The organism is Bradyrhizobium sp. SZCCHNR2028 (assembly GCF_032380995.1).
Lineage (GTDB): Bacteria > Pseudomonadota > Alphaproteobacteria > Rhizobiales > Xanthobacteraceae > Bradyrhizobium.
Map to the genome: position 1 here is coordinate 75,434 of NZ_JAUHJF010000003.1, position 21,263 is coordinate 96,696.

Here is a 21,263-nt window from a genome sequence, read left to right on the forward strand (position 1 = left end):
CCAGCTATATGCCTTCTTCGAAGTCTTCCAAGGAAAGGCCGAACTCCGAGAGAGCCTCCTCCAGATAGTCGCCAAGCATCGGAGTTTCGATCAGGTACGTCGCGGTGCGATTGTTGTGCGCCTGAGCGGCCTGCGCACGAAGCTCATCCCAATTGTCCAGCGAGCCGTCACCCCGGCCCAGCCACATCAGCGTGACCAGATCGATCTGTTCGTCGACATTGAGGCCCCTGATGAAGCTGACGAGCTCCGACCTGTCCGTGTTCAAACCTCGCCCACCGGTACCGGGCGCCGCGTCGTCATCCGCCAAATCTGCCAGCAATTCGGGTTCGGCCGCTTCCATTTCATGCTTGTGGATCTTGGTCACGACGAAGGCGACCTTCTCCGGCGAGATCGAGAGGGTGGGCGTGGTAGTCGTCATTCAGCGTCTCCTGGGTCCCCGGGCAAACGCTCCCAGGTCCCATGCAAGGGACGCTAGGCGTTCCGGAAGGAGCGCACTTTGCGCAAGATCAAGGCAGAGCGGCGGCGTGAAAAACGGCGCAGCAGCCCACGTGAGTTCGACCGCCCCCGACGCGCGATTGCACCGGGACTGCTTGGATCGACCAGGGACTGCGGGCAATCGATACTACCAGGTCCAAGCGAAGGGGCCGGCATGCGGCTGCTGCGCGACCAGGATCATCGGTCTGCCCAGATGAGCTCTTGCGACCTTTCGCTTCTTCGCCTTGCTCGTGTCGGCAATCCGCATCGCGCGAGGCTTCTCGGCGGCCTTCACGGCCGCAACCTGCGGGTTGGCTTCGACGGCGCTCATCTGCGCGAAGGCGTCGCGGAGACCGTTCTTGGCCACTTCTCCCGCAGGTTCTGCCGGAGTCTGCTCCGCCTTCGCGAGCTTCACCGGAGCTGGCGTGGCGATCGAGGTGTCCATCACGATCCGCTCCGGCCACTTTCGCGTCGACTGAATGCGCACCGGGGGAAGATCCGACGCAGACGACAGGCTTGCAGGCAATGGCACGCTGGGAAGCACGGCATCCGCCAGGACGAGCAGCGCCAGCAGAGTTCCACCGACGAAAAGAAAGTAACGGAGAATGGGCATAATTTACCGCTCCGTCGGCACCTGCGCCGACATCCACCTAACGGAGGATCATGACAGTATGTTCCCGCGTCGAACGCTCGGGTTCAAAGACCGTGGGAGACTAGCGCGACATAATTAGATTTTGGTCGCTGCAACCAGCGCGCATTTGGCCGCGCTGACGTTAACGTTGACGAATCCGACATGGACCGCCGCGAAGGTCTTGCGGCTGCGCGACCCGACTTGGCCGGGCACGATCCGTCGGCGGTCGGTGACGTGACTGCCGTCGCGCCGGCTGAAGGCGCAGCTGATTTCGACGTCCTTGACTGCGAAACTGTTGGCATTCCGTAGCGTGAAGGTCACCAGCGCCTTCGATCCAAGCCCGCCGCGCCGCCAGGACTGGGAACTGATCCGCAGGCCGGACAGAGCGGCCGGGTCGAGCGCAGCGGATGACGCAGGTAGCATCGTCGGCGACAGACTGGCATGCGCGTCCATGACGTTCCGGCCGGAGCCGACGACCGGGGACGAATCGGGGTGCGCATTGGACCCCAGACTGGGCACCACGGACGAGAGCCCATGCGATGGCTCCGTCCCGTCTTCATCTCCTTCATACCGGCCGCTCGGGGAGGCCGATGTGACTTGCGCAAGGCGGAGGTCGGCCATCTCCTCCTCTTCGACCGACATGATCAGCCACCCGACTGCGCCGAACATGATCAGCGCGAGGATCGCCAACCCCGACACGGCGGCTCCCAAAGGGATGGACGCTCCGCCGCTTCGGCGCATGGCCAGCGACGCCGCGGCATCGGGCTTGCGTCCCAGCAAACGAGAGAGACCCGCGCTCATGTCTGCACCATCGGCTGCCCGGCGGGGGCATCTGGAAGCTTCAATCGGCAAACATCGATAGGGTTGCATGCAAAGCCGACAATTGGAGGGCAGGCCCGGATACCGGTCGGGCAGCCGGGCTGGCGCGGCCGGCGACGGGCCGGTAAACATCCGCTCCGCTGCCGACGCCTCAAGGAACGCCGCCGCGCCGCAAGCGGTTCACTCTTTCGAAAGATCTCGACGATGTTGAATGTCACGTGGGACCATATCCATCTGCGCAGCCCTGACCCGGAAGCCACCGCCAACTGGCTTCACGACATTCTCGGCGGCGAAATCGTCCGCAATCCCGGCCGCATCGACGTCAAGCTTGGCGGCGCCAGCGTGTTCATCGCCAAGGTCGAGCCGGGCGACGGAGTGAACGAGCCGCCGGTGACCCCGCACCAGGGCCTCGATCATTTCGGCCTCACCGTGAAGGACATCGACGCCGCGGCCGCCGAGCTCAAGGCCAAGGGCGTCACCTTCACGACCGAGCCGACCACGATCCGCCCCGGTGTTCGCATCTGCTTCATCCGCGGGCCCCAGGGCATTTCCATCGAGCTCCTGGAGCGCGACAAGAAATACGTCTGAGCGCCGCCCCGCTCGTCTACGTCATGCTGCCCGGCATGAAGCAGCGGATCGAGAGGCCCTGATAGCCGCGCATCGGCCACACCATGGTGCGCCCGACGCGGTTGGGCTCGGTGATGACTGCTTCGTCGGGAACGTCGAGCCATTCCCCCTCGATGCGGACGCGGTAGTGACCGCCCCTGCTCTCCCAGTCGACATCGCTGACGGCGCTGCCGTCGGCATCCGAGCAGCACGGGCCCTTGCCGCTGCGCAGGCCGTCGAACCATGCCTTGATCTCCGGCGACGAGTTCGCATACTGGCCGCGATCACGCGCCAGTGACGGTGGCGCGGCGAGTGCGATCAGCAGCGCCGCACCGCCGACCTGGATAGGCGGCTTCCATGGAGCGACCGCCGGTCGCCTCGAACCCGTGTTGCTGATGTCGGCACGATCAGCTCGATGCGGCTCATGGCCGCGGGACACGATCCATTTGCTCATTTCCATCTGGTCCATCTGGCTCCTGCACCACCCCAGGGTGCACGGATAATGATGCATCAACTGGGCCAGATTTCGATTCGATCTCGGCTTCGTGAGAGTCAATCCGGAGTTTCACGCAGCGGCGCGGCATCCCCGCGCATTGCGGATCTCCCTACTCGGCCGCCTGCTCGAGAGGCGCGACCCGCGGCAGAATGATCTGGACGCGCGTGCCGGCGCCCGGCTCGGAGTCGAGATCAAGCCGGCCGCCGAGCCGGTTGGTCACGATGCTGTAGACGATGTGCAGGCCGAGGCCGGTGCCGCCCTGGTCGCGGCGCGTCGTGAAAAAAGGATCGAAGGCGCGGCGGCGGACGTCGAGCGACATGCCGCAGCCATTGTCGGAAAAGATGATCTCGACATTGTCGCGCCCGGACTCCCGCGCCCTGATTTCGATCACACCGCTCCTGCCATCCGGAAACGCGTGCGCGACCGCATTGAGGAAGAGATTGGTCAGAACCTGCCCATAAGGCCCGGGGTAGCTGTTCATCACCAGATCGGGCTGGCAATCCACATTCACCGTCAGGTTCTGTCTGCGCACGCCCGGGCGCAGACTCATCACCACCTGCTCGGTGAGATCGGCGAGATCGAAGGTGCGCTTGTCGGAGTAGTTGCGGTCCGCTGCGACCTGCTTGAACGACTGGATCAGCTCGGCCGCGCGATTGAGATTTGCGACGAGCTGCCCAGCCGCACTGCGGCTCATCTCGATGAACTCGTTGAGGCTCGACCGCCGCAGTTCGCCCCGCGTGACCGCCTCGCTGAAGCGCTCGGTCTTGCGCTCGAGCGCGGAGGCGACCGTGAGGCTGATGCCGACGGGGTTGTTGACCTCATGGGCAACGCCAGCGACCATGCGCCCGAGCGCCGCGAGCTTCTCGGCTTCGATCAGCGAGGCCTGGGTCTCGCGCAGGTTCCGGAGCGCCGTCTCAGCGGCCTCCTTGGCCTTGCGCATCTCCAATTCGCTCTTCTTGCGCTCTCCAATGTCGAGCGCCACCGTGACGATCTTGTCGACCTCGCCGTCGGCGTCGAGAAGCGGCAGCTTGTTGACCAGCCATTGCCGCATGACGTTGCAAGAATCGAGGTATTCCTCCTCGTAGAACCCGAGGCCGGCCTTCGTCGCCAGCACGCGCTTGTCGTTCGAGTCGGTCTTGTTCGCACCGTAGCGCGACATCAGCTCGCCGGTGGTGCGGCCGAGCGCATCCTCGGGCTCGACGTTGAAGATGCCGGCCATGTAGCGGTTCATCAGGACATAGCGTAGCTCGCTATCCTTGACGTTGATCACCGCCGGCACGGTGTCGATGACCTGCTGCAGCAATCGCCGGCCTTCCGCGATCGCGTCCTCGGCACGCTTCTGATCCGTGATATCGCGAACCACGCCTTCGTAGCGAATTACCTCGCCGTTCTCATCCCGCACCACCGTGGCGCTGTCCGAAAGCCAGCGGATCTCACCGGTGCGCCGGCGCACCTGGTATTCGAACTCGCGCACCATGCCGTCGCGCCGCATCAGCCGCTGATAGCGTTCGCGCGCCAGGGGATGGACATAGATCGTATCCGCGATGTCGTTGACGCTCTGGATCAGCTCGCTCGCGGATTCGTAGCCCATGATGCGCGCGAGCGCCGGATTGGCATTGAGCACGAGACCACTCGGTGTGGTCACATAGATGCCGTCGATCGAAGCTTCGAACAGCTTGCGATAGCTCTCCTCGGCCAGCCGCTGCTCGGCCAGCGCGCGGACGGCCGCCTCGCGCGCCGCGTCGGCATCCTGCAAAGTCTGCCGAAAGACTTCTGCCGCCCGCGCGATGTCGCCGATCTCGTTCTGAACGTCGGTCTGCGGGATCGACGCAGCTTTTTCGCCCGCCGCCAGCGCCCGAATCGAGCGTGCGATCGAGGCCAGCGGCTTCACCGTGCGGCGCACCACGAACGAGGCAGCAAAGATGCCGATCAGAACGCCCGCCGTGCCGAAGATGATGCTCTGCCATTTCGTCTCCGCCAGCGTGCGGGCGAAGTCGCGCGACAGCACCTTGCCCTGGCTGGCACTCAAGGCGCGCAGCAGCTCCGTGACCCGGCCGATCAGCCGCCCCTCGATGCCCAGCACCTCCTTGTCGAGGCGTGCGATCTCGTCCTCGGTGCCGGCAATGGCGATGATCGCCTCGGCGTAGCGGTCCGCTGCCGCGCGCAGGGCGCTGTCCTCGATCGGCATTGCGCGCATGCTGCGGGCGGCCTGCTCGGCGCCAGCCGGGTCGCGCGCCAGCAACGCCGCGCCGACCTGGTTCTGCACTTGGAACAAGGCCCGCGCCGTGGCGCGATCAGTCAGGCCGGCGATGGCGTCCTCGAAGCTCTCGCGCGCCGCCGGCAAACCCGACAGCAGCTCGGCACGCCGGGCGATCAGCGCGCTGATCCGGTCGATGCCTTCGCGGTAATTGGCGAGCCGCTGGGACACACCATCGATGGTCGCCTGCTGCTCCGGTGCCAGCTGCAGGCGCGTCTTCTTCAGGAGCGCGCTGAGCTCGGTCGCCGCCTCCATGGCACGGTCGGAGCGCGAGCCGGGATCGGTGACGAAATCGCGCGCCGCGAGCCGCAGCTCGTTCATGCGTTGGTCGATCTCCTCGGCGAGATCGCCGACGCCCTGCAGCCGCTGCAACTCGGCAAAGGTCGAATCGATGTGGCGAATGGCGATCACGCTCGCCATGCTGGTCGCGGTGATCACGGCAAGCAGCAGCAGAAAGCTGCCAAAGATCATCCGCCCGATCGTCATCGATCGGAGGCTGCTGCAGGCCGTGTCGAGGTCCGGTAATCTACTCATGGGATCCGATGGTCGGAACCGCACTATATACGAGCCGCCGGGCGGCCAAATGAACATATAGAGAACAATTCTCGTCCGCGCATCATCCGCCGAACGAAAAATAGCCTGTGCGGTTAACCGGCCGCACCGAACTCGAACACCTCGCCATCATAGCCCGCCTCGCGCGGAATGCGCAGCTGCCGGCCACCATCGGCAGTCCTGGTCATCACCGGCATCACGGTGACGACGTCCATGTTCCGCGCCACCGCCAGGGCCTCGGCCACCGCCGGCTGCTTGCCAAGCCGGATCAGGTTGCGCGTGGTCGGGAACGGCAGCTTGAACCGGCCATCCTCGCCGCCGGCCAGCGCCTCGCGCGGCGAGACCCAGACGGAGTCGGTCGATTCCCGGCCGTCATGGGCGCCGAGTTGGTCCGGCGGCGCCGCCGCCAGAAAGAACCAGGTGTCGAAGCGCTTGGGCATGCCTTCGGGCGTGATCCAATGGGCGTAGGGAACGAGCGCATCGAGTGCGAGCACGAGGCCGTGAGCCTCGAGGACCTGGAAAAAGCTGATCTTGCCCTCGCACAGCGCCAGACGATGCGCAGCCTCGATCTCGCGGGCGGCAGCGGCATCGATCAGCGCGTCCGATCGGCCCGGCCGCGCCAGCAGGATGCCGCTCTCCTCGAACGTTTCGCGCACCCCGGCGATGCGGAAGCCGAGCGCCTCGGCCTCCAGGCCCTCATCGCCGGCATAGAGCTCCGGCCTACCGGCGATCTCCTGATCGCCTCTGTCGACGCTGCCGCCAGGAAACACCAGGGCGCCCGAGTTGAACTCGATCTGATGGTGACGCACCATCATGAACACCTCGATCTCGCGTGCGGCCGCGCTGTCGCGCAGCAGCAGCACGGTCGAGGCGGGACGGACGGCGGCGGCGTCAGCCATGGTCACTCCGCGGCGGTGGCACGAGGTTGCAGGTTGGCGCGGGCATCATAGCGCGCCACGCGCGACAAGAGATAGTCGACCTCGGCCTTGGCCGCGGCGCTGATGCCGGACGCCGGCTTGCGCTGGGCGCTGGAGGCAATGGCGCCGCGCTTCTGCAGCACGTATTTGCGCACGGCAAGCCCCGCCCCCGGCTGCTGCTCGTAGCGCACGAGCGGCAGATGCGCGTCGAACAGGTCGTGCGCGGCGTCGCGTTTTCCGGCCTGCGACAGCTTGACGACATCGACCAGCATTTCCGGGAAGGCATAGCCGGTCATGGCGCCGTCGGCGCCGCGCTCCATCTCGAAGTCCAGGAACAGACCGCCATTGCCGCACAGGATCGACAGCGGCCGCAGCGAGCCGTCCTTCTGGAACCCGCGCAGCGCCGAGATCTTCTCGAGGCCCGGCCAGTCCTCGTGCTTGAGCATCACGCAGGACGGGCTGTCCATGACGATCTTGCGGATCACGGCCGGCGTGAACTGGACGCTCAGCGTCAGCGGGTAGTCCTGCAGCACCCACGGGATGTCGTCGCCGATCGCCTCCTGGGCCTGCTTGAAATACCCGGTGATCTGATCATCGGTGCGCAGGCTGGGCGGCGGCGCGATCATCACGCCGGCGGCGCCCGCATCCATCGACTTCAGCGCCAGCGCGCGCATGGTGGCAAAACCCGGCGCGGAGACACCGACGATGATCTGCAGGTTCTTGGCTCGCTTGGCAAAGCGCACTGCAACCTGCTCGGATTCAGCGGCGTCCAGCTTCGGCGCCTCGCCCATGATGCCCAGCACGGTGATGCCGTCGCAGCCGGCCTCGGCATAGAAATCGACCAGACGGTCGATCGAGGCCTCGTCGATGCGACCGTCATCATGGAACGGCGTCGGCGCGATCGCGAAGGTGCCTTTGGCGGCGGCGGTGAGCTTCATCTCGTCTGGTCTCCAATCTCTCTGGCGTCATTCCGGACGCGCCAGGCGCAGGCCCGAAATGACGTCCTGAATACATCAAAACCGCCGTGCGGACTTGGCTATATCGGCCTCCGAAAAGAATATCTCCTCTGCGTGCGCGGCGATGTCCTGGGCGTTCCAAGCCGAGGACGGTGGCTTCCAGCCCTCCATCTCCATCATCCGCATCTCACGGACGCCGCGCGCGGCGGACACGCCGAGCACCTTGCCGGTCTGATCCCCCGAGAGTCTGCTGACCATGTAGAGCACGGCTGGCGCGATGCCCTCAGGTGTCAACGCCGCGTCCGGGTTCTCCTTGTAGCGCGGCAGGTCCGCGGTCATGCGGGTCAGCGCGCCCGGCGCGAGCGTCCACACCCGGATGTTGTACTTGCGGCCCTCGATCGCCAGCACGTTGGACAGGCCCCAGATACCGCCCTTGGCGGCGCCGTAGTTGGACTGGCCGAAATTGCCGATCAGGCCCGAGGTCGAGGAGGTGTTGACGATGACGCCGCCGCCGTTGTCGCGCATCCAGCGGAACACCGGCAAGGTGCAGCAGAACGTGCCCTTGAGGTGCACCTGGATCACCTTGTCCCAGTCGGCCTCGCTCGACTTGGCGAAGGTCTGGTCGCGCAGGATGCCGGCATTGTTGATGAGGATGTCGGCGCGGCCGAAATGGCGGATGGCGTCGTCGAACACCGATTGCCCACCGGCCATGGTCGAGATGTCGGCGCCGTTGGCGACCGCGCGCCCGCCCTCGGCCTCGATCGCGGCAACCACCTGCTCGGCCATCGACAGGTCCGAACCGGAGCCGTCGCGCGGCCCACCAAGGTCGTTGACGACGACCGCCGCGCCCTCGCGCGCGAACAGTCTTGCGTAGGCCTCGCCGAGACCGCCACCTGCGCCGGTGATCAGCGCCACCTTGCCGTCGAGCAGTCCCATATGTGCCTCCTCCGCTGTCTTCTTTGCTTTCGTTCGTCATGACCGGGCTTGACCCGGCCATCCATCTTCGGAAGCGGATGGATGCCCGGGTCAAGCCCGGGCATGACGACAACGAACAGACGTGTCTCACATGGCAAGTATCAACCCAGCACCGTCTTGCCGTTCTTGATCACGGTGACGTTGCGTGCCTTGACCCGCGCCTCGAACGACACGACGTCGCCGTCCTTCCACAGATCGACCGTGACGGTCTCGCCGGGAAACACCGGCGAGGAGAACCGCGCGGCGTGCTGCCGGAACGCCGAGGCATCGTAGTCGGCATAGGTCTGCAGCACCGCGCGACAGGTGAGACCGTAGGTGCACATGCCGTGCAGGATCGGGCGCGGGAAACCGGCGCGGCGGGCGAACTCGGGGTCCGAGTGCAGCGGATTGCGGTCGCCGCACAGGCGGTAGATCAGCGCCTGGTCCGGCCGCGTGGAAATGTCGACGCTGCGGTCGGGCGCGCGCGACGGCACCGGATGCGGCTCGGGGATGCCCCCGGACGGGCCGCCGAAGCCGCCATCGCCCCGGGCGAAGCGCGAGGCGACCAGGGTCGCCATCGGCGCGCCGCCCTCGTCGCGCAGGATCGTCTGATGGCGAATGACGGCGCCCTTGTCCTTGCCCTTGTCGGACACCGCGAGCACGGAGGAGTCGGCCGTGATCTTCGCCGCGGTCGCCAGCGGCTTGTGAAAGGTGATGTCGCGCTCGCCGTCGACGACCAGCACGCGGTTCAGCTTCATGTCGCCGGGGCCCGCGCCCCAGGCGGCGACGGAGGCAAAGGTCGGCACCACCTTCAACGGCCGCGGCTCGGCGGTGGCCTCGTTGACGAAGGCGAGCTCCCTCTCGTCCATCGGATCGGCGCCCATGCCGATGCCATAGGCGTACAGCATCACCTCGCGATCGCCGTAGGCATAGGGCTGCCCGATCGCCTTCATCGCCATCAGCTCATCGTAGTTGATCGGCATGTTGTTGGTGTCCTCCCCGAAACGCGTTCCTTGTAGGGTGGGCAAAGCGAAGCGTGCCCACCGCCTTTTCGTCTGGCAACGGTGGGCACGGCGCTCCGCGCCTTTGCCCACCCTACGCGCCTGTCGTTGCGCGGCGCCCATTGCTGCGCCCTCTCCCCCAAGCGAAGCGGAGCTTCGCAAGGGCGGGAGAGAGCTCCACCGACGTCAGCCTCACACTCACTCGGTCGTCATTGCGAACAGCGCAGCGACGAAGCAATCCAGAGTCTTGGAAATAGCCCTGGATTGCTTCGCTTCCGCTCGCAATGACGTCCACCGGCATTGTTGCTCCTCAACTACACCGGCGTGAAGAACGGCAATGGCGCGCCGTCGGTCGGCTTGAACACCACCCTCACCTTCTGGCCGATCTTCAGGCTGTCGAAATCGCAGTCGACGAAATTGGTCTGCAGCGATGGGCCTTCCTTCAACGTGACGTAGCCGATCGCGTAAGGGCCGGTCGGCGACTTGCGCATGATCGAGAACGTGTAGATCTCGCCTTCGCCTGCGCTTTGCTCCCACACCGTCTGGTCCGAGAAGCAGAACGGGCAGATCGAGCGCGGGAAGTAATGCGCCTCGCCGCAGGCGGTGCAGCGCTTGATCATGAACTTGCCCTCGGCGGCGGCATCCCAGAACGCCTTGGTCTCGGGATTGGTGACGGGGGCCGGCAGCTTTTTCGCTTCAGACATCACACGCGCTCCAGAATGCAGGTCGAGGCGGCGTGGCGCACGCCGAGCAGGCCGCCGGTGCCATGGGCGATGGCGAGATCGCAGTTTGGCACCTGCACCTTGGGATGGGCTTCGCCGCGCAGCTGGCGCACGGCCTCGATCACCTTGGTCATGCCGCCGCGGTTGACGGGATGGTTGCTGCAGAGGCCGCCGCCATCGGTGTTGAACGGCAGCTTGCCGACGCCGGAGATGAGATTGCCGTCGGCGACGAACTTGCCGCCCTCGCCCTTCTTGCAGAAGCCGAGATCCTCGAGCTGCATCAGCACGGTGATGGTGAAGCTGTCATAGATCGAGGCGTACTTGATGTCCTTTGGCGTTACGCCCGCTTCCTCGAAGGCGCGCGGGCCGGACCACACGCCGGCGGAATAAGTGAGATCGAGGTCCTTGCCGCCACGCGGCCCCTTCATCGCCTCGCCATGGCCGATCAGGCGCACCAGCGGCTTCTTCAGGCTCCTGGCAATCTCCGGCGTGGTCACGATCAGCGCGCCGCCCCCGTCGGTGACCACGCAGCAATCCATGCGATGCAAGGGATCGGAGATCATCGGCGAGTTGATGACGTCCTCGACGGTGACGACCTCCTTCAGCATCGCGTGCGGATTGTACTGCGCGTGATGCGAGGCCGCGACCTTGATCCAGGCGAGCTGCTCACTCGTGGTGCCGTAGTCGTGCATGTGGCGCATGGCGCACATGCCATAGGCGTTGTGCGTGGTGGCGCCATAGGCCATCTCGAAATCGGCCTCGGCGCCGGCGGCACGCGGCGGCATCGGGCCGGTGCGCGGCTTGCCGGCCAAGGTGATCAGCGCGATCGAGCATTTGCCGGCCGCGATCGCTTCCGCAGCGTGGCCGACGTGGATCAGATAGGAACAGCCGCCGGTCTCGGTGGAATCGATGTGGCGCACCTTCAGCCCGAGATAGTCGATCATCGGCCAGGCACCGCCCGGCGCATCGCCGCCGCAGAAATAGCCGTCGACATCCCGCGCGCTGAGCCCGGCATCCTCGAGCGCGCCCTTGGCGACCTCGGCATGCAGCTGCGCCGTGGATTTGTCCGGTGCATGCCGGGTCGGATGCTCGTGGATCCCGGCAATGTAGGCCTTGCCCTTGATGGTCAATTCCGTCTCCGCTGCTCGTCGTTTCGTCCCGAATGGTTGGAGATTTTCTGGACCGTTGCATGAGGGTTGGCAAGCGTGGAAAATATTCCGCGAGGTGGAGATGAGCCGTGGTCTTGCCCTTCACTCCGCTGTCGTCCCGGGCTTGACCCGGGACCCATACCCACCGGCCAATGTTGTTAAGCGCGATGGTCGACCAGCGTGCGCGACAACTTCTCCCTGTGGATATGGGTCCCGGGTCAAGCCCGGGACGACAGCGGTGATGACGCGCGATCGTGCCCATATCGAACTACGCACGACATCGCATTCCCGCGGCAGACACTGCCCGGGTGATGCTGGTCTCGCTCACCCTCATCAAGTCGGAGGGCGCAGGGAAGGCCAGGCGTCGGCTGACGCCTGCGGCCCGCCTGCGAAAAAAATGCAGGCGGCAGGTACCACAGGTGCAGCCGGAAAACGCCCGGCCTTCCCTGCGCGATGGTCTTCACGCTTATACGCAGTCTGCCTGGTGCACCGGGCTTGTTGGCCACCATGCGCACAATGCTTGCGCATTGCGCGGGACACCAGCATCGGGGTGTCAGCACGCTGCGACTTCACGTCCGCGCCATGCCGTTCGTCCGCGCATCCGTGAGGACACGCTGCGGCACGTCGCGGCCACCGCTCCCCGCCTCGCGTGTCGTGACGATCGCGCGCAACGCCCCTCCGAAGTGAGGCGGGATGCGCTCATCAAAGCACAATTTCTGAATTTCGTAAAGAAGATTCTGCCCGACGGGCAGTTTGCGCAAGGCACATCTGTGGCGACTCCTGCCTCGAGCCAGCAGGACCGATTGCTCCGTTCGAGATCGGGCCGGACCGCTCGGAGGTCGACCTACACCCGATCATGGCTGCCAGGACCGTGCAACGGAACGAACCGCGTGACCGGCCGTTGCCCCTGCGCTGCATCATTTCTCGGATCCTCCGGATGTCGTGCACGCCTTTCCATGAGGGCAGATGATGACCGCAGCCCGGACCACAGCGCGCGCGCTCGCGGCGTCGACGCCCAGCCGCCTGACCAACCCGACACCATCCCTCCAGCCGCTGGCGCATCGCAGCCGGTCGCTGGCGAAGACACATCCATTTCTTCTGGCGGCAGCGGCCGCCACGGCCGTTCTGGCCGTCACAGCCCTGATCAATCGCCGCCTCGCCAAGTCTGCCGAGCGGGCCAATCCTCCCGCCGGCCAGTTCATGGACGTCGACGGCGTCCGGCTGCACTATGTCGAGCGCGGCACCGGCGTGCCGCTGGTGCTGCTGCACGGCAACGGCAGCATGATCCAGGACTTCGCCTCCAGCGGCCTGATCGATCTGGCGGCGCAGAACTACCGTGTCATTGCGTTCGACCGGCCGGGCTTCGGCCACAGCGACCGGCCGCGCAACGTCGTGTGGACGCCGACGGCGCAGGCCGGGCTGATCAAGAGCGCGCTCGATCGCCTGGGCGTATCGGAGGCCTTCGTCCTGGGTCACTCCTGGGGCGCATCCGTGGCGGTGGCGCTCGCCCTCGAACATCCGGCCATGGTCAAGGGCATGGTGCTCGCCTCCGGCTATTACTATCCGACCTTCCGGTCCGACGTGGTGGCCGGATCGGCTCCGGCCATTCCGTTGCTGGGCGATATTCTGCGCTACACCATCTCCCCTCTGATCAGCCGGATGATGTGGCCGCTGCTGATGGCCAAGCTGTTCGGCCCGCGATCGGTTCCGGCGAAGTTTGCCGGCTTCCCCAAGGAAATGGCGGTTCGCCCGTCGCAGATCCGCGCCTCCGCCGCGGAGGCCGCGCTGATGATTCCCGATGCTTTCCGCTTCAGGAGGGCGTACGGTGAGCTGAAGATGCCGGTCGTGATCGTCGCCGGCGATCAGGATCGGCTGATCGACATCGACGCGCAGTCCAGACGGCTTCATCACGACGTCAGCCAGAGCACCTTTCGCCGCGTGCGCGGCGCCGGTCACATGGTGCATCAGACGGCCACCGAGGCCGTCATGTCCTCGATCGACGAAGTCGCAGCGGCGGCGTAGTCGGAGGGCGAACATGGCTGCGGCTGCCGGATTGCGGGATCCGTAGCCTGCAGAGCGGCGAAGAAAGCGGGGATCGAACTCATGGCGGCCGAGGACGCGTGCATGCCGATCTGGCACGAAAAGCATCTGCGCGCTGCCACCAAAGCTGCCGGCGTGGCCCTGTGGTCGTGGAACGTCGACACCGACGCGATCACGATGGACGAGCGCGCCTATGAGCTGTGGGAGGTGCCCAAGACCAAGAGCAGGATCACGTTCGAGGTGCTCTCCCAGAACATTCACCCCGCCGATCTCGAACGGGTGAGATCGGCGTTTTCGGCGACACGGGCGATCGTCGGCGCTTATGAGATCGATTTTCGCATTCTCGCGGATGGCGAAATCCGCTGGATCTCCGCCCGCGGCCAAGGTGACGATGCCGACATCGCCGAGCGGCTGATGTTCGGCATCTTCCTCGACGTGACCCAGCGCAAGCAGGCCGAAGAAGCCAACGAGCTGCTGGCGGGCGAGATGAGCCATCGGGTCAAGAACCTGCTGACGATCGCCACCGCGCTGACGCAGATGACGTCGCGCACGGCGGCGACAAAGGAGGACATGGCCCACGAGCTCGCCAGCCGGCTGATCGCGCTGGGCCGTGCGCAGGATCTGATACGTCCGCGGCCGGGCGGGACGAACCAGGCAGCCCTGCTCGGCGATCTCGTCTCGGTGCTGCTTGCCCCCTACGACGAGAAAGGCGCCAGCGTCCGCATCCGCGTGTCGGTGCCCAAGATGAATGTCGGAGAACGCTCGAGCACGACATTGGCACTGGTCATCCACGAGCTCGCGACCAACTCGGCGAAATACGGCTCGCTGTCGGTTTCGAGCGGCACGCTGGACGTGTCGTGCAGCGCGCATGACGACGAAGTGGTGATCATGTGGACCGAGCGCGGCGGGCCGCCGAAGTCGGCCGACACCAGCGAAGGCTTCGGCAGCAAACTGATCCATCGCAGCATGAACGCCCAGCTCGGCGGCACCATCGCCTTCGACTGGTCCGCCGAAGGCCTGGTCGTGACGCTGCGCATGAGCCGCGAGCGGATGGCGAACTGACGCCCCTGGCCGCCCGTGTCGCTTCGTTCACGTGGGCACTATATGCAATCCTCCCAGGACATGACCGCCGGCAAGATTCCCGTCCTCCAGTAGATCACCTTATCATCCCGGGTCTCGAAAATGATCGCTCTCTTGGCATCCGGGCTCTTGGCGATCACCCAATGATTGGGTGCGGGTGGCGGCTCCGTGACACCCTGCTTCAGCCGCTCGGCCTTGTCTTCCTCGGTCTCCTCGCTCTCGTATAGCGCGAATGTCCGCTCCGTCGCTCCATAGGCACCCGCGATGTCGGCCTCCGTCGACCCCACTCCAACTCCGTTCGCGTCGACGATCTTCGGATCTGGTCGACGCCCATCGTCGAGAAAGAGGTAGATCACGGCAATCCTGCCATCGACGATCACGTAGGACAGCGCTTCGTCCTTGCCGTCGGCGCGACTGGCGACATAGCACTCCTTCGTGTACGGCGGCTCCATCGGACCAAGCTTTGCGTTCAACGCACGCTCGGCCTCGGCAACGGTCATGCCCAGGTCGACCGGCCCCACGCCACGCCAGGACATGACCTCGGCGTGGCTCGAGGTCGATATCGCCGCGATAGCCGCGAACAAGAAAACCAGAACTCGCATGGATCACCCCTATCGACGCCTCCATGCATATAGCAACATGTAGTGAATACGGCAGATTTATGCGACATCCGCACGAGTGGGTGAACGGGAGTCATCCAGAGTTGGGCAAGGACGCTAGATTGCTTCGCTACGCTCGCAATGACGGTGGTGTGAGCGCACGACACACTCCCAGGCGTCATTCCGGGGCAGACCGCTCGACAAAATAGCGGAGCCATTTGACGTGAGAGCTGAGCGCGGGTTCCAGAGCCACGACGGGCCGCTGCGACGACGAAAGCGAAAATCTCGCGCAATGATCCCGTCTGTGGTTATGGATTCCCGGCTCGCGCAGGCGCGCACGAGCGCCCCGGAATGACGAGAGGTATACAGATCGCATGATGGTGGGCACGGCGCTCGCGCGCCTTTGCCCACCCTACGGCACGTCGCCTGGAGTGCCTACTCCGCCGCCATCTGCCGTGGCGCCGGCGGCGGGCTGGCGAGGTCGGCGGCGAGTTGCGCATAACGCACTTTCGCGTCATTCACCGCCTTCTCCTTGACGGGGCCGTAGCCGCGGATCTTGTCGGGCAGCGACAGCAGCTCGACGGCGATCTCGGCATTGGCCGGCGACAACAAGTTCAGCACCGTCGCGACGTCCTTCTCATAGCCCGCGATCAGGTCGCGCTCCATCCGGCGCTCGGCCGCATAGCCGAAGATGTCGAGCGGCGTGCCGCGCAGGCCCTTGAGCTTCGCCAGCAGCCGGAACAGCTTCATCATGCCCGGGCCGAAGCTGCGCTTCTTCGGCCGCCCCTGGGGATCGAGGCCGGAATTGAGGATCGGCGGCGCGAGGTTGAAGGAGATCTTGTAGTCGCCCTCGAAGGCGTCGTGGAGCTGCCTCTGGAAGGTGCCGTCCGAGAACAGCCGCGCCACCTCGTACTCGTCCTTGTAGGCCAGCAGCTTGGCATAGTTGATGGCGACGGCGCGCGGCAGCGCCTCGCCGTAGCCGCCCTTGTCGGCGGCCTCTCGCACCTGATCGACCAGCTTGCGGTAGCGCTTGGCGAGCCGCGCATTCTGATAGCCGGTGAGGTGCGCCATGCGGTGGGCGATGATCTCGTCGAGCGTCATCGCCTCCAGCGATTTCGGCGGCACCGCCTCGTCCTTGCCGGTCATCATGTCGGCGAGCCGCTCCGGGTTGACCACCGCGAGGCGGCCGAGCCGGAACGCCTCGGTGTTCATCTTGACCGCGACGCCGTTGATCCCGATCGCCTTCTCGATCGCCTCGGCCGACAGCGGCAGCAGGCCCTTCTGGTAGGCGTAGCCCATCATCATCATGTTGGTGGCGATGCTGTCGCCAAGCAGCGCCTCGGCCGGCTTGGTGAAATCGAGGAAGCTCGAGTCCTTGTGCAGCGCCGTTTCCAGCAGGCTCGTCACCTTGCGGTTCTGGAAATTGAAGTCGCGGTTGAGCACGAAATCGGCGGTCGGGATCAGATGGCTGTTGATGACGCCATGGGTGCGCTCCGCATCGCACAGCGTGATCGTCTCCTTGGCACCCGCCACCACCTCGTCGGCGGCGATGACGAGGTCGGCAGTCCCCGTGACGATGCGCGAGCAGGTCACGTCGGCGGTGTTCTCCGACAGGCGCACGTGGCTGAGCACCGCGCCGCCCTTCTGCGCGAGGCCGGACATGTCGAGGATCATCGAGGCCTTGCCCTCGATATGCGCGGCCATGCCGAGCAGCGCGCCGATCGTCAGCACGCCGGTGCCGCCGACGCCGCCGACCGCGACGTTGTAGGGCCGCTCCAGCGACGGCTTGGTCAGGGGCTCCGGCATCACGCCGATGTCGCCAAGCTCGGCCGGCGCGCGCGAGCGCGGCTTGCCGCCGTCGATCGTGACAAAGGACGGGCAGAAGCCCTTCACGCAGGAATAGTCCTTGTTGCAGGAGGACTGGTTGATGACGCGCTTGCGCCCGAGCTCGGTCTCCAGCGGCTCGACCGAGATGCAGTTCGACTGCACCGAGCAGTCGCCGCAGCCCTCGCAGACGGCCGGATTGATGAAGACGCGGCGCTGCGGATCCTCCATCGTGCCGCGCTTGCGGCGGCGGCGCTTCTCGGCGGCGCAGGTCTGCACGAACACGATGGCCGAGGCGCCCTTGGTCTCGCGGAGCGTCTTCATGACGTTCTCGAGCTCGTCGCGATGCGCCAGCTTGACGCCGGGCGCGATGCTGTCGGCCGGATAGGCGTCGGGATTTTCCGAGACCAGATAGATCTCGCGGATGCCCTCGGCATGGAGCTGGAAGGTGATCTGCTGCGGCGACAAATCGCCGTCATGGCGCTGGCCGCCGGTCATCGCAACCGCGTCGTTGTAGAGGATCTTGTAGGTAATGTTGGCCTTGGAGGCGATCGACTGGCGGATCGCGAGGCTGCCAGAGTGGAAATAGGTACCGTCGCCGAGATTGGCGAAGATGTGCTTCTCGTCGGTGAACGGCGCGATGCCGACCCAAGGCACGCCCTCGCCGCCCATATGGGTGAAGGTCTCGGTGTTGCGGTTCATCCACAGCGACATGAAGTGGCAGCCGATGCCGGCGAGCGCGCGGCTGCCCTCGGGCACCTTGGTCGAGGTGTTGTGCGGGCAGCCCGAGCAGAAATACGGGGTGCGCGCCACCGGCGAGATCAGCTGCATCTGCGAGGCGTCGCGGCCGTTGAACCAGTCGGCCTTGGCGCGCAGCATCGCCTTGATCTCGGGATTGAGGTCGAGGCGGAGAAGACGCTCCGTCAATGAGCTCGCGAGCGAGGCGACGGAAAGCTCGGTGGCAAACGGCAGGAAGCGCTTGTCGTGCTCGTCCATCTTGCCGACGATGCGCGGGCGGACGTCGTCGCGCCAGTTGAACAGCTCCTGCTTGACCTGGTTCTCGACGATCTCGCGGCGCTCCTCGATGATGAAGATCTCCTCGAGGCCGACCGCGAACTGCCGCACGCCTTCCGGCTCCAGCGGCCAGGGCATGCCGATCTTGTAGAGCCGCAGGCCGATCTTGGCGGCGACCTCCTCGGTGATGCCGAGCTCGCGCAGCGCCTGGCGGATGTCCTCGTAGCTCTTGCCGGACGCCATGATGCCGTAGCGGGCATTCGGTGAGTCCATCGTGATGCGGTTGACCTTGTTGGCGCGGGCAAAGGCGATCGCGGCAAAGCCCTTGTAGTCCTGCAGCCGACGGTCCTGGTCGAAGCGGTCGTCGGGCCAGCGCAGATTGAGACCACCCGGCGGCATCTCGAAATCGGGGGGAATGACGAACGGCGTCATCTCGTCGTTGAGGTTGATCTCGGCGGTGGTCTCCACCGTCTCGGTGATCACCTTCATGCCGACCCAGCAGCCGGAATAGCGCGACATCGCAATGCCGAGCAGGCCCATCTCGATCATCTCGTGGATCGAGGACGGGTAGAGATAGGGCATCAGCGCCGAGATGAAGGCATGGTCGGACTGATGCGGCACGGTCGAGGATTTGGCGCCGTGGTCGTCGCCGGCGAGACAGAGCACGCCGCCGTTCTTGGCGGAGCCGGCCGCATTGCCGTGGCGAAACACGTCGCCGCAGCGGTCGACGCCGGGGCCCTTGCCGTACCAGATGCCGACGACGCCGTCATACCTGCCGCCGGGCGACAGTGCGAGCTGCTGCGAACCCCAGATCGCGGTCGCCGCGAGGTCCTCGTTCACGCCGGGCTGGAACTTGATGTTGTACTGCTCGAGATGCTTGCGGGCGGAGAACAGCTGCTGGTCGTAGCCGCCGAGCGGCGAGCCGCGATAGCCGGAGATGAAGCCGGCGGTATTGAGGCCGGCGGCGCGGTCGCGCCGGATCTGGGCCATCGGCAGCCGCACCAGCGCCTGGATGCCGGTCAGGAAGATGTGGCCGGAGCTTGCGGTGTATTTCTGGTCGAGATTGATCTCGCTCTCGTTGAGTCCCATTCCGCCCTCTTGCCGTGCCTTGTCGGGGTGCGCAGCTGCCGCCGGCCGGCGGAAGCGCGCGTTCTGCCAATCATTTATGTCTGCTTTTGAAGAATGCGCATCACAAATCTCGTTTGCGCAGGGCAGCCAACCGAAATCGCAATTTCGTGGCGGGAGCCGGTCGCGGCTTTTGCGGTTTGTGTCGAAAACCCCCGCCCCCGCGAAATGGGATGATGCGTGCCATGGCTTTGGCGGCTCGGCGGACGGTTACTGAAGCGTTGTGGCCGGCGCGATTCCGGCACCAAACGAATTGTGCGATGCGACAAGACCGCCGCCGTTCATCCCCGATCGTCGCCCGCAAATACGAAGCGCGGCATGTTCCATTTGTAGCGGATCGCGAGCAGCCGGAACGACAGTCCGAGCGCGAAGGTCAGCGCCGTCCACCATCCGCTGGCGATGCCGAGCGACAAGCCGGTCGCATAGACCAGGCCCGTGACGAGGGACACGCTGGCGTAGAGTTCGGCGCGAAACAGCAATGGCACGTCATTGCACAGGATGTCGCGCAGCACGCCGCCGGCGCAGCCCGTGATCATCCCAGCGACGATGACGATGCCGATCGGCACGTTCATCTGCCAGGCGATGTCGCAGCCCGTCATCGTGAACACGACGAGGCCGACCGCATCGAGAACGAGGAAGGCCATGGTCAGCCTGTGAACCAGGCGCGCCATCGCGATCGTCACGAACGGCGCCAGCACGGTCAGCAGCAGCAAGGACGGCCGCTCGACCCAGGCAAGCGGATAGTGGCCGAGCAGCACGTCGCGCAAGGTGCCGCCGCCGAGCGCGGTGATCGCCCCCAACAAGCAGACGCCCATCCAGTCCATGCTGCGGCGTCCCGCCGCCAGCGCGGCCGTCATCGCCTGCGCCGCCAGCGCCACCCAGGTCAACAGATGCAACACGCTGTCACCGGGCGGCAGGTTCCACATGAGGTGAGCTCCAGAAGTTCCAATAGAACGAGAATCGCAATGCTCGCGAGGAACCTTAGCGCGCCGTGCAACGATACAAATTGGGATTCGCGCAGGTTTCGCGGAACGGCCCGGAGCCGCCCTGGTTGTCAGGTGACAATCACCAGGAGGATGAGATGGCCAACGAACGGCTTCCCAACGAACGTTATCCCGACGGCATGAACCGTCCCGACATGTCCACACGTCCCGACATCACTGGGGCTGGAATGACGGGAACAGATTATGAGCGCACGCCGCCAGTGGACAACCGGCTGCAGCCCGATCTCGAGCCGACGAACGCCCCCAGCTCGACGGGCCGCATCGCGGCCTATGCCCTGGGCATCGCGATCCTGCTCGGCGCGGTGTTCTACGGCCTGAACAACATGTCGATGCGCAACGACCAGGCGAGCACCACACCGGCTTCGCAATCGGCATCGACCACCAAAGATAACACCTCGACCGGCGTGACGACCGGCGCCGCGGGAGATCGCACCACACCGCCGCCGGCGGCCCCGAGCGACAAGCCCAACGCCGTCAAGTAGTCTCGCGGACGGCAATTAGCGGTCTCACTCCTGGGCGGCGGGTGAGCAATCATCCGCCGCCGCTTTTTTGGCGAGTCCTCCAACAAATTACGCGAAATGTGCGAGGGCCGCCGTGGAACCATAGCAGCGCGAACCGATTGGCTCATTGACACTCTCACCCAGGAGATACGTAATGAAAGCTCTCTCCATAGCTATCGCAGCCGCGGCAAGCACGCTGGCCGTGACCGCCGCTTCGGCGGCACCGATCTCTCCCGCAGCCTCGGCGGTCCCGCAACGCGACATCCAGAACGTCCGGATGGTCTGTAACGAGGAAGGCCGCTGTTGGCGCGAGCGCAGTGAACGCCGCGTCATCATTCAAGGCGAAGATCGCGATTCCTACGCGTACGCTCCGCGCGAGCGCTACATCGAGCGGCGCAGCTATGAAGACCGCGGCGGCATCGGCTTCCGCGCTCCGGGCGTGAGCGTCGGCATCGGGACGGATCGCTACTAAGCGATTTCCGCGAACTCAGACTGAAAAGCCGCGGCAGAGTCCGCGGCTTTTCTACAGGCGGATGAGATCGGG

20 protein-coding genes are annotated in these 21,263 nt (G+C 65.4%); 5 read left to right on the forward strand and 15 right to left on the reverse strand.

Going from position 1 to position 21,263, the window contains the following annotated elements; all coding sequences use genetic code 11:
* Positions 1-4: 4 nt before the first annotated feature.
* From QX121_RS06275 to QX121_RS06285, 3 genes are all read right to left on the reverse strand, one after another.
* Entirely contained in the window at positions 5-418 is a 414-nt protein-coding gene (locus QX121_RS06275) for a DUF3775 domain-containing protein (RefSeq protein ID WP_315737650.1), read from the reverse strand.
* A gap of 204 nt (positions 419-622) precedes the next feature.
* Complete coding sequence (locus QX121_RS06280) at positions 623-1,087, reverse strand: hypothetical protein (protein ID WP_315811456.1); 465 nt, start codon at positions 1,085-1,087, stop codon at positions 623-625.
* Positions 1,088-1,201: 114 nt separating this feature from the next.
* A complete protein-coding gene (locus QX121_RS06285) occupies positions 1,202-1,906 on the reverse strand; it encodes a hypothetical protein (RefSeq protein WP_315811457.1) in 705 nt (234 codons plus the stop codon).
* Between the two features lie 222 nt (positions 1,907-2,128).
* Between QX121_RS06285 and QX121_RS06290 the strand changes: the two genes are divergently transcribed.
* On the forward strand, positions 2,129-2,512 hold the full coding sequence (locus QX121_RS06290; protein WP_315754297.1) for a VOC family protein: 384 nt from the start codon (positions 2,129-2,131) through the stop codon (positions 2,510-2,512).
* Between the two features lie 16 nt (positions 2,513-2,528).
* On the opposite strand, the gene QX121_RS06295 is transcribed toward QX121_RS06290, so the two are convergent.
* From QX121_RS06295 to QX121_RS06335, 9 genes are all read right to left on the reverse strand, one after another.
* On the reverse strand, positions 2,529-2,990 hold the full coding sequence (locus QX121_RS06295; protein WP_409998103.1) for a hypothetical protein: 462 nt from the start codon (positions 2,988-2,990) through the stop codon (positions 2,529-2,531).
* A gap of 145 nt (positions 2,991-3,135) precedes the next feature.
* Entirely contained in the window at positions 3,136-5,817 is a 2,682-nt protein-coding gene (locus QX121_RS06300; RefSeq protein WP_315754293.1) for a PAS domain-containing protein, read from the reverse strand.
* A 113-nt stretch (positions 5,818-5,930) separates the two neighbouring features.
* Positions 5,931-6,734, reverse strand: coding sequence for an NUDIX hydrolase (locus QX121_RS06305; RefSeq protein WP_315811458.1), 804 nt, complete (start codon positions 6,732-6,734; stop codon positions 5,931-5,933).
* 2 nt (positions 6,735-6,736) lie between these two features.
* The gene (locus QX121_RS06310; RefSeq protein WP_315811459.1) at positions 6,737-7,690 is read right to left on the reverse strand and encodes a dihydrodipicolinate synthase family protein; all 954 of its coding nucleotides are present in this window, start codon (positions 7,688-7,690) and stop codon (positions 6,737-6,739) included.
* 75 nt (positions 7,691-7,765) lie between these two features.
* A complete protein-coding gene (locus QX121_RS06315; RefSeq protein ID WP_315811460.1) occupies positions 7,766-8,644 on the reverse strand; it encodes an SDR family oxidoreductase in 879 nt (292 codons plus the stop codon).
* Between the two features lie 140 nt (positions 8,645-8,784).
* Positions 8,785-9,645 (reverse strand): MaoC family dehydratase, encoded by an 861-nt coding sequence (locus tag QX121_RS06320; RefSeq protein WP_315811461.1) that lies wholly within the window; start codon positions 9,643-9,645, stop codon positions 8,785-8,787.
* A gap of 332 nt (positions 9,646-9,977) precedes the next feature.
* Positions 9,978-10,367 carry a Zn-ribbon domain-containing OB-fold protein gene (locus QX121_RS06325; RefSeq protein WP_315811462.1) on the reverse strand — a complete coding sequence of 130 codons (390 nt, stop codon included), beginning with the start codon at positions 10,365-10,367 and terminating at the stop codon, positions 9,978-9,980.
* Entirely contained in the window at positions 10,367-11,515 is a 1,149-nt protein-coding gene (locus QX121_RS06330; protein WP_315811463.1) for a thiolase domain-containing protein, read from the reverse strand. The genes QX121_RS06325 and QX121_RS06330 overlap by 1 nt, the downstream gene beginning before the upstream one ends.
* A 587-nt stretch (positions 11,516-12,102) precedes the next feature.
* Positions 12,103-12,294 (reverse strand): hypothetical protein, encoded by a 192-nt coding sequence (locus tag QX121_RS06335; protein ID WP_315798645.1) that lies wholly within the window; start codon positions 12,292-12,294, stop codon positions 12,103-12,105.
* A 208-nt stretch (positions 12,295-12,502) separates the two neighbouring features.
* Between QX121_RS06335 and QX121_RS06340 the strand changes: the two genes are divergently transcribed.
* Entirely contained in the window at positions 12,503-13,555 is a 1,053-nt protein-coding gene (locus QX121_RS06340) for an alpha/beta hydrolase (RefSeq protein WP_315811464.1), read from the forward strand.
* Between the two features lie 102 nt (positions 13,556-13,657).
* Complete coding sequence (locus QX121_RS06345; protein ID WP_315811465.1) at positions 13,658-14,635, forward strand: sensor histidine kinase; 978 nt, start codon at positions 13,658-13,660, stop codon at positions 14,633-14,635.
* Between the two features lie 38 nt (positions 14,636-14,673).
* On the opposite strand, the gene QX121_RS06350 is transcribed toward QX121_RS06345, so the two are convergent.
* The 3 genes from QX121_RS06350 to QX121_RS06360 form a co-directional block, all read right to left on the reverse strand.
* Entirely contained in the window at positions 14,674-15,153 is a 480-nt protein-coding gene (locus QX121_RS06350; RefSeq protein WP_315811466.1) for a hypothetical protein, read from the reverse strand.
* A gap of 534 nt (positions 15,154-15,687) precedes the next feature.
* Positions 15,688-19,179 (reverse strand): indolepyruvate ferredoxin oxidoreductase family protein, encoded by a 3,492-nt coding sequence (locus QX121_RS06355; RefSeq protein ID WP_315811467.1) that lies wholly within the window; start codon positions 19,177-19,179, stop codon positions 15,688-15,690.
* Positions 19,180-19,496: 317 nt separating this feature from the next.
* Positions 19,497-20,141, reverse strand: coding sequence for a trimeric intracellular cation channel family protein (locus QX121_RS06360; RefSeq protein ID WP_315737635.1), 645 nt, complete (start codon positions 20,139-20,141; stop codon positions 19,497-19,499).
* A 155-nt stretch (positions 20,142-20,296) separates the two neighbouring features.
* On the opposite strand from QX121_RS06360, the gene QX121_RS06365 reads away from it, so the two are divergent.
* Both QX121_RS06365 and QX121_RS06370 read left to right on the forward strand, forming a co-directional pair.
* Positions 20,297-20,701: a hypothetical protein gene (locus QX121_RS06365; RefSeq protein ID WP_315798650.1), complete on the forward strand. Its 405-nt coding sequence runs from the start codon at positions 20,297-20,299 to the stop codon at positions 20,699-20,701.
* Positions 20,702-20,873: 172 nt separating this feature from the next.
* Complete coding sequence (locus tag QX121_RS06370) at positions 20,874-21,191, forward strand: hypothetical protein (protein ID WP_315798651.1); 318 nt, start codon at positions 20,874-20,876, stop codon at positions 21,189-21,191.
* Positions 21,192-21,263: the final 72 nt, after the last annotated feature.